Origin of the sequence: Chlorogloeopsis fritschii PCC 6912 (genome assembly GCF_000317285.1) — a bacterium.
Lineage (GTDB): Bacteria > Cyanobacteriota > Cyanobacteriia > Cyanobacteriales > Nostocaceae > Chlorogloeopsis > Chlorogloeopsis fritschii.
The window spans coordinates 323956-336181 of the sequence record NZ_AJLN01000100.1 but is presented as its reverse complement, the minus strand read 5'-3'; the positions used below and the strand labels follow the sequence as shown (position 1 = coordinate 336181).

The 12226-nt window shown below is 40.7% G+C and carries 14 protein-coding genes and 1 pseudogene; 10 read left to right on the top strand and 5 right to left on the bottom strand.

Annotated elements, in window-relative coordinates; all coding sequences use genetic code 11:
- The 5 genes and pseudogenes from UYC_RS35680 to recR all read left to right on the top strand — a co-directional run.
- Nucleotides 1–348, top strand: a pseudogene (locus UYC_RS35680) (hypothetical protein); the annotation flags it as partial.
- Between the two features lie 228 nt (nucleotides 349–576).
- On the top strand, nucleotides 577–1365 hold the full coding sequence (gene egtC / locus UYC_RS0120915; RefSeq protein ID WP_016875357.1) for an ergothioneine biosynthesis protein EgtC: 789 nt from the start codon (nucleotides 577–579) through the stop codon (nucleotides 1363–1365).
- Complete coding sequence (egtB, locus tag UYC_RS0120910; protein ID WP_016879646.1) at nucleotides 1340–2599, top strand: ergothioneine biosynthesis protein EgtB; 1260 nt, start codon at nucleotides 1340–1342, stop codon at nucleotides 2597–2599. The genes egtC and egtB overlap by 26 nt, the downstream gene beginning before the upstream one ends.
- Nucleotides 2600–2822: 223 nt before the next feature.
- Nucleotides 2823–3860 carry an L-histidine N(alpha)-methyltransferase gene (egtD, locus tag UYC_RS0120905; RefSeq protein ID WP_016875359.1) on the top strand — a complete coding sequence of 346 codons (1038 nt, stop codon included), beginning with the start codon at nucleotides 2823–2825 and terminating at the stop codon, nucleotides 3858–3860.
- 174 nt (nucleotides 3861–4034) lie between these two features.
- Complete coding sequence (recR, locus tag UYC_RS0120900; protein ID WP_016875360.1) at nucleotides 4035–4592, top strand: recombination mediator RecR; 558 nt, start codon at nucleotides 4035–4037, stop codon at nucleotides 4590–4592.
- A 112-nt stretch (nucleotides 4593–4704) separates the two neighbouring features.
- On the opposite strand, the gene UYC_RS0120895 is transcribed toward recR, so the two are convergent.
- Nucleotides 4705–5592: an iron-siderophore ABC transporter substrate-binding protein gene (locus UYC_RS0120895; RefSeq protein WP_235082967.1), complete on the bottom strand. Its 888-nt coding sequence runs from the start codon at nucleotides 5590–5592 to the stop codon at nucleotides 4705–4707.
- A gap of 193 nt (nucleotides 5593–5785) precedes the next feature.
- Between UYC_RS0120895 and UYC_RS0120890 the strand changes: the two genes are divergently transcribed.
- Together UYC_RS0120890 and UYC_RS0120885 are read left to right on the top strand one after the other, a co-directional pair.
- A complete protein-coding gene (locus UYC_RS0120890; protein WP_016875362.1) occupies nucleotides 5786–6274 on the top strand; it encodes a PIN domain-containing protein in 489 nt (162 codons plus the stop codon).
- Nucleotides 6255–6455: a hypothetical protein gene (locus tag UYC_RS0120885; protein ID WP_016875363.1), complete on the top strand. Its 201-nt coding sequence runs from the start codon at nucleotides 6255–6257 to the stop codon at nucleotides 6453–6455. Before UYC_RS0120890 ends, UYC_RS0120885 begins: the two co-directional genes overlap by 20 nt.
- A gap of 161 nt (nucleotides 6456–6616) precedes the next feature.
- Here UYC_RS0120885 and UYC_RS0120880 read toward each other — a convergent pair whose 3' ends face one another.
- From UYC_RS0120880 to UYC_RS0120870, 4 genes are all read right to left on the bottom strand, one after another.
- The gene (locus tag UYC_RS0120880) at nucleotides 6617–7222 is read right to left on the bottom strand and encodes a helix-turn-helix transcriptional regulator (protein ID WP_016875364.1); all 606 of its coding nucleotides are present in this window, start codon (nucleotides 7220–7222) and stop codon (nucleotides 6617–6619) included.
- A complete protein-coding gene (locus UYC_RS37980) occupies nucleotides 7146–7586 on the bottom strand; it encodes a TonB-dependent receptor domain-containing protein (protein ID WP_127011292.1) in 441 nt (146 codons plus the stop codon). The genes UYC_RS0120880 and UYC_RS37980 overlap by 77 nt, the downstream gene beginning before the upstream one ends.
- Nucleotides 7587–7638: 52 nt before the next feature.
- A complete protein-coding gene (locus UYC_RS0120875) occupies nucleotides 7639–8007 on the bottom strand; it encodes a hypothetical protein (protein WP_235082968.1) in 369 nt (122 codons plus the stop codon).
- A 92-nt stretch (nucleotides 8008–8099) separates the two neighbouring features.
- Nucleotides 8100–9104 (bottom strand): AraC family transcriptional regulator, encoded by a 1005-nt coding sequence (locus UYC_RS0120870; protein ID WP_016875366.1) that lies wholly within the window; start codon nucleotides 9102–9104, stop codon nucleotides 8100–8102.
- A 199-nt stretch (nucleotides 9105–9303) separates the two neighbouring features.
- Here UYC_RS0120870 and UYC_RS0120865 point away from each other — a divergent pair, with 199 nt between their 5' ends.
- The 3 genes from UYC_RS0120865 (at nucleotide 9304) to UYC_RS0120855 (ending at nucleotide 12160) form a co-directional block, all read left to right on the top strand.
- A complete protein-coding gene (locus UYC_RS0120865; RefSeq protein ID WP_016875367.1) occupies nucleotides 9304–9813 on the top strand; it encodes a MarR family winged helix-turn-helix transcriptional regulator in 510 nt (169 codons plus the stop codon).
- Nucleotides 9814–9988: 175 nt separating this feature from the next.
- Nucleotides 9989–10534 carry a hypothetical protein gene (locus UYC_RS0120860; RefSeq protein WP_016875368.1) on the top strand — a complete coding sequence of 182 codons (546 nt, stop codon included), beginning with the start codon at nucleotides 9989–9991 and terminating at the stop codon, nucleotides 10532–10534.
- Between the two features lie 147 nt (nucleotides 10535–10681).
- On the top strand, nucleotides 10682–12160 hold the full coding sequence (locus UYC_RS0120855) for a sensor histidine kinase (protein ID WP_016875369.1): 1479 nt from the start codon (nucleotides 10682–10684) through the stop codon (nucleotides 12158–12160).
- Nucleotides 12161–12226: the final 66 nt, after the last annotated feature.

Sequence of the window (12226 nt, the reverse complement as noted above, 5' to 3'; positions counted from 1 at the left end):
TTACAGCAAGAGTTACTAGAATTACGCAGAATACAAGCTCAATTAACCAACAAAAAAGCTGAACTAGAAATACAAATGGCAGAACTACTTCAAAAGCAATCCGAGGTAGACAAGTTAATAGTTAAAACACATTACAAAGAATTGGATCTGCAACAGCAGATGGAAAACCAAGCAAGACCTTTAGTAGAAGCGGACAAAGCACTGCAGATCGAGCTACTAAGCTTACTTCATGGCGACGCATTAGCCGCTTATCGATTGCTCAAACACCAGCAGAACATCAATCCAGGACAGGCACTCGATTGGTATCTAGAGAAGGTTATATGGGATTTGAAACGCGATCGCTGTTAACAATCCCTAATTAGCAATAACATCAACATCGCGGCGACTGAGCAATAAAACAGTCGCCGTTGCTTTTTTTGACTAAGCGATCGCTCTGCCTAGATGATTGATGAACATATTTTCCTGCCAAAAACAACGAGTAAGCAAGCGCAATCATGGATAAATTTATATAATTTTCAGGGAATTCTCAGCCTACAAGCTTATTCTCTACAGTAATCAGGAGCAAATTCCTTAACTATGTGCCGTCTACTTGCTTATTTTGGTTCGCCTGTGTCTTTGGAACCTCTCCTATACAAACCAGAACATTCACTGATAGTTCAGAGCTATCAACCCCGCGAGATGCTTTCTGGAGTGGTAAATGCTGATGGTTTTGGCGTCGGTTGGTATCATCCGCAAAAAGATACTGAACCTTTTATTTATAAAAATACATTGCCGATTTGGAATGATATCAACTTGCCAAGTCTTAGCCGCTATGTAGAATCTAACTGCATACTTGCTTACATTCGCAGTGCCACACCAGGTCAAGCTCTTGATTTTAGTAACTCTCAGCCATTCCAGTATCAGCGTTTATTATTCATTCACAATGGTCGCATTAACAAATTTCGGCAAACATTATATCGCCCAATTCGCAACCAGCTGAGTGATGAAATTTATCAATGGCTTGGTGGAACCACTGATTCTGAACACATTTTTGCTTTACTGTTGCACGAGCGGCAAACTAACCCTGGCAAAAGTCTGGAACAGGCATTACACACAACATTGCTACAACTGGCACAGATGGCACAAAGTTATCAAACCTACGTTTATGCCAACCTAGTTATTAGTGATGGCGATCGCCTAATTGCTTCTCGCTTTGGCACAAAGTCACCTGCTCCTTCTCTTTATTGGATAGCTAAAGATCCAAATTTTCCCGATGCCACAATCATTGCATCCGAACCTCTATTTGCAGGAAATTGGAACTCTTGCCCAGAAAACAGCATTATTAGTGTGGGGAAAGGCTGTGATATCCGAATTGAACAAATCTAATTTAAACGAAATATTTGCTCGTGCCTTTATTCAGTGCCGTACTAAAACTCTTAGCTTGTTCGAGGAAATGGATGAAGCAACTTTCTGTTGTCAGCCCCATCCTGACTTTAGCCCTGTTGGTTGGCACTTAGGGCATATTGCTTACACCGAGTCTTTATGGTTGCTAGAACGCAGCGCAGGCTTGCCGTGTGCATTTCCACAATATCGCAAGCTATTTGCAGCTGATGGTTTACCCAAATCAGAACGTGTCAAATTACCTAATTTAGAGGAAATTCTTTATTACCTAAACACAGTTAGAGACAAAGTTTTAAATTACCTGGAAGTAGCTGATTTAGAAACAGAAGAAAGTCTTTGGCGATTTTTGCTTCAGCATGAAAGTCAGCATAGCGAGATTATTTGCTTTGTGCTGGAAATGTGCAAGAGGCAACAATCAAGTATCAAAAAATTCCCCTACACTCCTAAACCCTTATACCCTTGCACCCCTCCCGTCGAGATGATCCAAATTCCGGCTGGTGAATTTGAGATGGGTAGTGACTCGCCAGATGCTTTAGATAATGAGCGCCCTGCACATCGTGTTTATCTCGATACTTATTATATTGACCGTTACCCTGTGACTTGTAGCCAGTATCGAGTATTCATGGAAGCGGGAGGTTACAATAATCCACAATGGTGGTCAAAAGCTGGTTGGGAATGGTTGCAAACACAGAAAGTAATGCAGCCTCTTTACTGGTGTGACAATCCAGCCTTTGATAATCATCCAGTTTGTAGTGTCAGTTGGTACGAAGCACAAGCCTACTCACGATTTGTCGGTAAGCGTTTACCCACAGAAGCTGAGTGGGAGAAAGCTGTAGTTTGGGATGCAAAAGCTAACCATCGTCGCACCTATCCTTGGGGGGATGAAGAACCAAAACCTGAATATTGCAATCATGATACAGAAATTGGTAAAACTACGTCAGTAGATGCTTATCCTAGTGGGCAAAGTGCCTATGGTTTGTACGATACTTTAGGCAATGTCTGGGAGTGGACAGCTACCTGGTTTGATGGTTACGAAGGCTTTCAGTATTACCCTTACATTGGTTACTCTCAAGTTTATTTTGACCGTCAGCATCGCGTTTTAAAAGGCGGTAGTTGGGCAACTCGCCCTTGGGCGCTACGAGCTAGCTTTCGTAACTGGTATCATCCTGGCGTGCGGCAAATTTTGGCGGGATTTCGCTGTGCCAAAAATGGGGAATAGGGGATAAGGGGAGTAATTGTACAGACGCGATTAATCGCGTCTGTACCCATCAACAAATCACAAATCTTTGCCTATTTAATTGGAAGATCCGAAAAGATAACTATAGTGCTGAATAAATCTAGCTCAGGCGTGATGTTATCAAATATGGCTTTATGTTTCACTATTTCTGGTTTGAGGTTTGCAATCCTTAAGCATCCTGCCAAACCAAGCTAACGGAGGAGTAATGACAAGATCTCAACCTGGCAACAGCGGTATTAGTTCTCAACACAGCATAGAAAACCGCTTACAAATACAATGTTTGCTAGAACCAACTTTGATTATTTCTTCTGGTGTTGGAAGTGATGTGGTTCAAGGATTAACTCAGACGCCTAAAACTTTACCGCCACGCTATTTCTACGACGATCGCGGTTCTGAGTTATTTGAGCAAATCTGTGAATTACCAGAATATTACCTGACTCGAACAGAGACAAAAATTTTACAAATTTATGCCTGCGAAATTGCTGAAATAACTGGTGCTTGTGAAATTGTTGAACTAGGTAGTGGTAGCTCAACTAAAACTCGTCTTTTACTAAATGCTTATCAACAGCAAGGGTTACCTCTGCGCTATCTTCCCATTGATGTGAGTGCAGGGATGCTGGAAAGTAGTGCTATACAACTACTAGCAGATTATCCTTCACTGCAAGTTTATGCATTAGCAGGAACTTATGAGTTAGCGCTTTCTCAACTGGAACCTAGACAATTAACCAGTCGGATGATTTGTTTTGTTGGTAGTACTTTGGGTAATTTGAACCCTCAAGAGTGTAATGTTTTCTTGTCTCAAATCACAGCAGCCTTGCAGGTGGGAGAGTATTTCTTATTAGGAGTAGACTTGCAAAAGCCAAAACATATTTTAGAGGCTGCTTATAACGACGCTCAAGGAGTGACGGCTGCTTTTAACCTGAATATGCTTGAGCATCTAAATTGGCGATTTGCAGGCAATTTTGATCCGACGCAGTTTACCCACTGGGCATTTTATAACGAAACTGCACATCAAATTGAGATGCATCTCAAAAGTGAGCGATCGCAAACTGTCGAATTGAACGCTCTCAAACTCAAAGTAAATTTTGAATCAGGTGAAACTATCCGCACTGAAATTTCCCGAAAATTTAACCTCAATACTATTCAGCAGGAACTGAAAGCCAAGGGCTTGATTCCACAAAAAGTGTGGACTGACGAGAATCAATGGTTTGGGCTGTTATTGTGCCAATTTCAAGCTGTGTAATTGCTTGCTAGTTGTATTTAAAGAACAGCTAGAATAAATTTTTACATCAGGCGATCGGATTATCTCACCTAGCCAATCAAAAATCTTGTAAGAATGTCATCATAGTTAAGGTAAGAACATACTGGAGACAAAACCACGGTTTACGCACGTCCTTTAGCACGGTTAATCGAGCAATTGCAACGCTTGCCAGGAGTTGGCCCTAAAACTGCCCAAAGGCTGGCGCTGCACATCTTGAAACGTCCAGAAACAGAAGTACAGGCTTTGGCACAAGCTTTAATTGAAGCCAAAAAACAAATAGGCTTGTGTAAAGAGTGCTTTCATCTTTCTGCTGAACCGATTTGTGAAATTTGCCGCAACCCCAGCCGTGATAACAAAACTATTTGTGTTGTTGCTGATTCTCGTGATGTAATTGCCTTAGAAAAAACTAGAGAGTACAAAGGCAAGTATCATGTATTAGGTGGAGTAATTTCTCCCATAGATGGTATAGGGCCAGAACAAATCACTGTCCAACCTCTCATACAACGAGTCAGCCAGCAAAAGCCACAAGAAGTAATTTTGGCAATTAGTCCCAGTGTAGAAGGGGAGACAACAACACTGTACATCGGTCAGTTACTCAAGCCATTTACCAAGGTGACGCGCATTGCTTTTGGTTTGCCTGTAGGTGGAGATTTGGAGTACGCTGACGAGGTAACGCTAGCACGAGCTTTGGAAGGAAGGCGAGAGTTGGATTAGGTTTTGGTCATTGGTTAAGAATCAAAAACCAATGACTAGAATTGTCTTCGGTAGGATAGGCTTTAATTCATCAGCCACAAGACAAACCATCTTTTTATTAGAACAGGATTTCTCATGTAGCTTCCGGCAAGTATTTAAACAAGTCATCCAATATCTTATTAGCTCCTGATATACCGAAGCCTCGCCAATTTTCTTGACTGACAACATAAGCTCGATTGTTTTTGACTACTTTTAGACTGCTAAACATGGGGTTTTGGAAATAAAAGCTTGGCGATCGCTCGTCAACATCAACAATAAATAGGACATCAGCATCGTATTTGTTGATGGTTTCAATGCTGAGATTCCACTCGCCACGAGGTACAAATTTATGACGTAGCCCAATATCTGTTAAAACATGAGAAATGGTATCGCTTTTAGCAATTGTCCAAATATAACCCTCACCATAAAAAATTACGGAAACCTCTATTTGCTGTAAATGGTTTCCTAAACGTTTCTTCAATTCTTCAGTTCGTTTTTGGTATTTATTTAAAACTTCCTCTGCTTTTATTTCTTGACCAATTAATTTGGCAATATATCGAAGATTTTCTTTAAAGTAAGTTTTGTTTTCCCAATCTATAGCTGGGATGTCAGCATCATTCGGGACTGAAACAGTAGGTGCGATCGCTGATAATAACTTATATTTTTGATGAGCGTTGCCGAAATCTGAGGATAAAATCAAATCGGGTTTGAGCATCAAAATTTTTTCTAATGAAGGCTGCAATGAGTCCCCGACATTCTTAGTTCCTTTAACCTCTTCAAAAGATACACCAAAAAGACCTTCTTTTCCTCCGCTATTGTAGGATGCAAAACCGATGGGCTTGATACCGAGAGCTGCTTTTTTCCTAATTCTAATGCTTGCACAGGTTGAGCAAATATAGCAGTGATGATTCCTACTGTACTCACCACCAACCAAAGATAAACGTTGAGCGATCGCCAACTTTTCATACCACTCCCCACACAATTAACAATATTATTTATTGCGTATATTTCTTAATTGCAATAAACCAGAGTGTAAAGGAGTATATTTAGTCAAGTCTATCCTCAAACGGCATCACAGTCCCGATACGGACTTTTTACCTAACAAACATTCTCTTGGTGTAATTTCGATTTGAGAAAAGGATGGTACAGATATCTAGCGTGAATTAATATATAGTATGAGTAAAATTTACAAAATTTATCTTGATGTTTGTTGTTTAAATCGAACTCTAGATAATTTAGAACAATTTCGGATTCGCATGGAGGCTGAAGCTGTAACGCAGATTATTCAATATTGCGAAGATGGCAAGTGGATATTGATGAATAGCGATATGATTGAATTTGAGGTTAGTCAACATTCAGACTCATTTAAACAACAACAGGTCAAATCAATATTAAATGTAGCGAATACTTATATTCAATCAACTGAAAATATTGTCTTGAGAGGAGAAGAATTAATGAAGTTGAGCTTCAAATTTTATGATGCGCTACATTTAGCTTTTGCAGAAGCAGGAGATGCTGATGTATTGTTGACAACTGATGACCGACTTCTTAGGAAAGCCAAGCAATATCAAAATATTTTCAGCATAGAAGTCGAAAACCCCATGATTTGGTTAATGAATATTTTGCAAATAGAGGCAGAAAACAATGAGGTTGAGGGAAATTAGACAAAAAGGATATCAAGCCCTAATTGATGCTTTAGGGGTAGCAGGAATGCTGAGGTTTTTACAGCAGTTAGAAGTGGGTTATGGTGATTATACTAAAGAACGTCACCAATGGCTCAATCAACTTACAATAGATGATTTTCGCAATTATGTTAAACAAAAAAAAGTTGAAGAACAAGAATAGAATTGTATATATAATATTTGATTTTTGAATATATACGTAGAGTATGTATAGTCCTATATTTTACACCCTTCTACATAACATTATTTTTTATTGCCGACTTACTTAATACCATACTTTCTCTTAAAGGCTGCTGCAAATCTATAATAGTTCCTCAAAAACTATCACAGTCCCGATACGGACTTTTTACCCAACAAACATTCTCTGGGGGTAATGCCATACCTGCGCTTAAAGGCGGCGGCAAAGTGTCCGAGGTGAGTATAACCTACAAGATTTGCAACCTCGGCAACTGTCATATTAGTTCCGCGCAAAAATTGCTCGGCTTTCTCCATCCGCTTTTGAGTGAGATAACCGAATACAGTTATGCCAAATAACTCTCGAAATCCTCGGCGGAGAGTTCTATCACTCACCCCCACCAATGCAGCTAATTCTATTAACGAGGGAGGGTTTTCTAAGCAAGAAAGAATAATTTGTTTGGCATGATGAATCCGGGCAATGGTATCTGATTTTAATGGTGATGCTTGGGTCAAATCTCCACCCGTGAGGATAGGAGATATTTGTAAAGCGATTAACTCTAGCACCTTCGCTTGTAAATAAATTCGTTTTGTAATTCCTTGATAGGGACAATTAAATATTTGTTGTGTCAAAAATCGCACTGATGGAGTCATTTCTGGATAAATTAGAGTTTGCCAATTATTCTCCTTTGCCAATAATTTTAATTCCGGGGGAATACCTCCATCTTTGCCAGGGAAAAAAGTTGCCAACAACATTTGTACTTAGATTATAAGACGTGCTTTCAAAGTCGAATTCTCGGTAGGAACGATTCAGGGTACGGTTATCTGCTTGCAATGCTCCGGGAAGCGTTCTTTGGTCACTGTAATCACGAAAATTGTAGAGAAAAGCATTACGTAATGACCAATTATCGCTAAATTTGTGTTCTAGTTGGTATCCCAGCCTTGTCAATGATGCGTTTATTTCATCGGATGGTTCACCAACGTTGCGATGACGGGGAATTTTACCATTGGGGTTAGATAGTACAGAGCCAACGACGGGTACGAAAGGTGTGAATCCAGAATCTCTTGTATAGATATAGTCTCCCTCTAAAGTCAAGTTAGTTCTTTCACCGATCGCCACACTGACGACAGGTGATATATTGAAGTGTTCACTATTGTAAAAATCGATAAAACTACCTGAATTTCTGTAGGCTGTGTTGTTGCCCTTGATCTGTTTCTAAAATTACCTCCACACCATTGTCGGTAGGATTGGCTTTCACTCCTGTGATTTGGATGAGTGCGGGTGCTGGGGTATTTGGCTGTTGAGCAAACAAATCTTCCACACGCTTAGAAACCTTCTCTAAATCTCTCACCTGACGGATGGAAATTTGCTTCTGTTGTAATTGTGCTGGTGTGGCAACAGTTGACGGTTCTGTGCGTTGGCATTCCGCGCCGCAGGCATCGCTTGCAACCACACTATCATTCTCTGCCCATACTACTTGTACACCTAGAAGACAAAACATACTTGTTAGAAAAAGCGATCGCTGCCACAAATTCAACACTGCTCACACCAAAGTTGATATTAATTGTCAACAAACTTACTTAATTTCTTGGTGTGATTTGAAGACTTTTTTATCGCTAGAGGGATTTTTTTTTATCGCTGGAAGGATTTTTTCTGCTGCATTTGATATTGCTTTGGACAAAGACCAAATTTTTTCTTAAAGGCTGTGGCAAAATAGCTATGGCTAACAAACCCAACAATGTTAGCAATTTCTGACACTTTCAAATCTCCAGTTTCTAGGAGTTCACGGGCTTGTTCTAGGCGATAGTGATGTAAATAATTAAAAGCGGTTGTGCCAAATACCTGACGAAATCCCTGTTTAAGCAAATAATCGTTTAAACCCACTGCCCTTGACAGTTCCATAAACGAAGGCGGATTATTCAATCGTTTTAGCAAAATATCTCTGGCATGGTAAATTCTTTCTACTACATCTGGCTTCAAAGTGTGTAGGTGGTTATTACCATCCTTTATTTCTATCTCCTGTGCAACCAACAGCCCCATTAACTCTAAAGCTTTACCTTCCAAATACAGGCGCTTGGTAATTCCCTGATAAGGACACTGGATAATTTGCTTTGCAACAGTTCGCATTGCAGGTGTTGCAGTTCCACAGCGGCAGTAATATGTTTGATGAGATGGCCGAATCCACGGTTGCAGTGCCTGGGGTAATTGTCCTTCTGGATTGGCAGCAAAAGAATATAGTAATTTGGGCTGCATATAGATACTTATCTCCAGAAAAGAGTTTTGATCTGAACAATAACTGGTTTGCTTTGGATCTAGTCCACTCCCTAAGAAACTATATTCACCTCCGTTAACAGTTCTGTATTTATCATGATGTTCCCCAGAAAAATGAAAGTGATACTCTAACAACTCATGTTCCTGTTCTGGCTGTATGATGATCATGCGAGTGCGCATTTGTACATTTCCAACAATCAACTCCAACCCTTGACGCAACTCGATTCTTCGCCAGTAACCCTGTCCCAGTCGGCGCGGATATTTGTATACTACGTCCAACTCATCATCTGGATCTGGGTGTTGGGAAGGTTCCACCATCTCATGAAATAGTTCATCAAAAGCTTGCTGGGAAAGGGTGATTGTCATAGCGATCGCTTGAGAGAGATCAAAATTTTAACTCTTAATAAGAAATCATCTCATTAAAATTAGTTGGTTTGGGTGTTGGCAAAGCCTCTGGGGAGGAGAATCGCTTCTGTGGTTTATGAGTCTTTTTAAGAATTGGTCTTGTCTATTAATCTTTTAAGTTAACTTATAGTTAGTCAGCTAATTAAAATGATTCAAGACTGTGGTTACGTTACGCCCCTTTGTCAATCGCCAAGCTTTAGAACAACTTGCCAATATTTTTCCAGAATTAGATCTAGCTTCTGTAGAGAGTTGTCTAGCCTTTCTTGCTACTACTATTGATGTTTATGCAGCTTTAGATGTTCATTTTGCTCGCTATGGTCTTTCGATGGGAAAATTTACTTTGTTAATGCAGTTGTTTGTCGTTGACGAAAAAGGGTTAACACCATCCGAATGTGCAGAACGTGCAGGTGTAACAAGAGCAACTATCACGGGACTTTTAGATGGATTAGAACGAGATGGATTAGTTCAACGTCAACCTTACCCAGATGATCGGCGGATGTTGAGCGTGCAGTTAACAGACAAAGGACGGCAATTACTGTTCCAAATGTTACCAGATCACTTTTGCCGTACCACTGGTTTAATGGCGAATCTGACTGACAAAGAGAAAAAGACGCTGATTGAACTATTAGGAAAGTTAAAGTCTGGAACTCCTGCAATGCTTGAACCGTAACTAGTAGAAGCTAGAAAGCTTATCCTATCCAGTTTTGGTGATAGAGATTTTACATTTAATTATGTCTACCTACTTAAATTAGCTTATTTATTGCCAAAGAGTCTCGCTTATTGTAACTTGTAATTAGGCGCCTAACTATAAGCCAGCTAATTACAACTAGCAAAATAAAATCACTATGAAAAAGCTAAGTGTCAAGCAGAAAAACTGGTTGCTGTCCTTTCATGTTGCCTTTGGAGGGATTTGGTTTGGAACAGCTTTATGTATGATTGCGATCACTTTGAGTAACCGCAACACTCCCAACGGAGATGAGTTGTATGCGATCAACTCAGTTTTAAAACTGCTAGATGACTTTGTGATTATCCCTGCTGCTAATCTGGCATTATTAACAGGTGGGCTGCTCTGCTGGTTGACAATTTGGGGATTTTTCAAACACTACTGGGTAATTGTGAAATGGGTGGCGACTGTAACACTCATTGTTTTTGGTACATTGTGGCTGGGGCCGTGGACAAATGCAATGACTGCCATTTCAGACGTACAAAGGTTACAAGCATTGCAAAATCCATTGTATGTGTTTGACCAAAAAGCAATACTTGTGGGTGCGATAATTCAGACTTCCTGCCTTTTAGCCATCATTGCTATTTCCGTTATCAAGCCTTGGGGGAGACGGAGCGTAAAAAAAGAGGAGCACAAAGAAGTGGTTGCTTCTAGTAGTGTTGAGTAAGGATTGACCAAGAGCAACGGGAATTCCGCCTTTGTTGTTCGGTTCTACGACTTTCATCAGCACCGAAATACAGATAACCTCGTAATTAAGTAGTGGAAAGCCTGCCAAAATGCTGGATGTCGCTGTTGAATTAAGGGGTGAAAACCTGTGTACAAATGGATCTTGCCGAGTCTGAGCGAAGTATTAAACGATAGTCAATCAACTGCGGCTGTTTGTTCATCTGCAAAAGCACAGCAACAGTGGCGTATCAGCCTGGCAGCCACAGAGCAATTACTATTAAAAAACCTAGCGACTATTTCAGCTAATGTCAAACAAGGGTTGGTTTTGGCTGCACCTGCACCTGTCTTCAGCCATTCCCAACTAACTCAAAGCTTGCAGTCAATCACTTTTACGGCACAGCCATTTAACCCACTAGCACTAATGCCCTTTCAGATGCCTGAAGGGGAAGTTGCGATCGCCAATGTTACTGCTCCTAATGAGTCTATATTACCGTTGCTAAAAACAGATCCATTAGCAACAGAGCAGTTTTGCCTGGTTTTTACAGATAAATTCAGATTAGTGCTGGTTTTGGCAGAAGAAAACGACGGCAAAAAAGCATTTTTATTTTCCTTCGATCCAGAGGTAGCTCAACAAGCATGGCGAGCCTTGGGCGCACGGGTAATGTTGAGCAATCCAGATTTATTTGCCGAATTAGAAGATTTGGTACAAAAGTACCATCCCACGACGCCAGATTACCGTACAATCATGCAGTTTAGCCAACTGCTACTAGCGGAGTTACCAGAGGAAAAACCGAACGAGGCGACGGCTGCACAACTCGATCAGGAGAAGTTTTCTCCTAATTCCCCAAATCCTCCTTCTTCCCATTCCCCTTCTTCTCGCTCTGATGTGGAATTACTACAAGCCTTTGCTCATGAAGTTCGCACTCCTCTAACAACCATTCGCACGATTACCAGATTACTGCTTAAGCAGCGCAGCTTGCCTGCTAGCGTAATTCAGCGCTTAAAAATTATTGATCGCGAGTGTACCGAACAAATCGATCGGATGGAATTGCTGTTTCGGGCGGCTGAATTAGAAACTTCTGCCACAGACAAACCGACAAACACTCAGTTAACAGCAATGTGCCTAGAGCAAGTGTTACAGGCAAGTATTCCCCGTTGGCAAGAAGCGGCAAATCGGCGTAACTTGACATTAGATGTGATTTTACCTCAAAATTTGCCAACCGTAGTCAGCAATCCAGCGATGCTAGATCGAGTTCTGACTGGCTTGATGGAAAATTTCACCCGCAGTTTACCTGCTGGTAGCCATATTCAAGTACAAGTAATTCCTGCTGGCGATCAACTCAAGTTACAATTGTTGCCCCAACCTCAGTCAGGAGACAGCGGTACAGTTACAACATCTACCTGTACGCCACCAATTCGTAAAGCCCTTGGTCAATTACTGACCTTCCAACCGGAAACGGGTACTATTAGCTTGAATCTTGCTGCTACTAAGCATCTATTTCAAGCAATTGGTGGTAAATTAATCGTGCGGGAGCGTCCTCAATATGGAGAAGTACTGACCATTTTCTTGCCTTTGGAAGCAGAAGAAAAGAAAGAAAGTTCTAAATTAAAAATTAAGAAAACTTAATAATCTTGTTTGGATTTTTTACACCAAATTGGCATGGGGAGTCTTCAAAATTCTGGAATAGCCAAT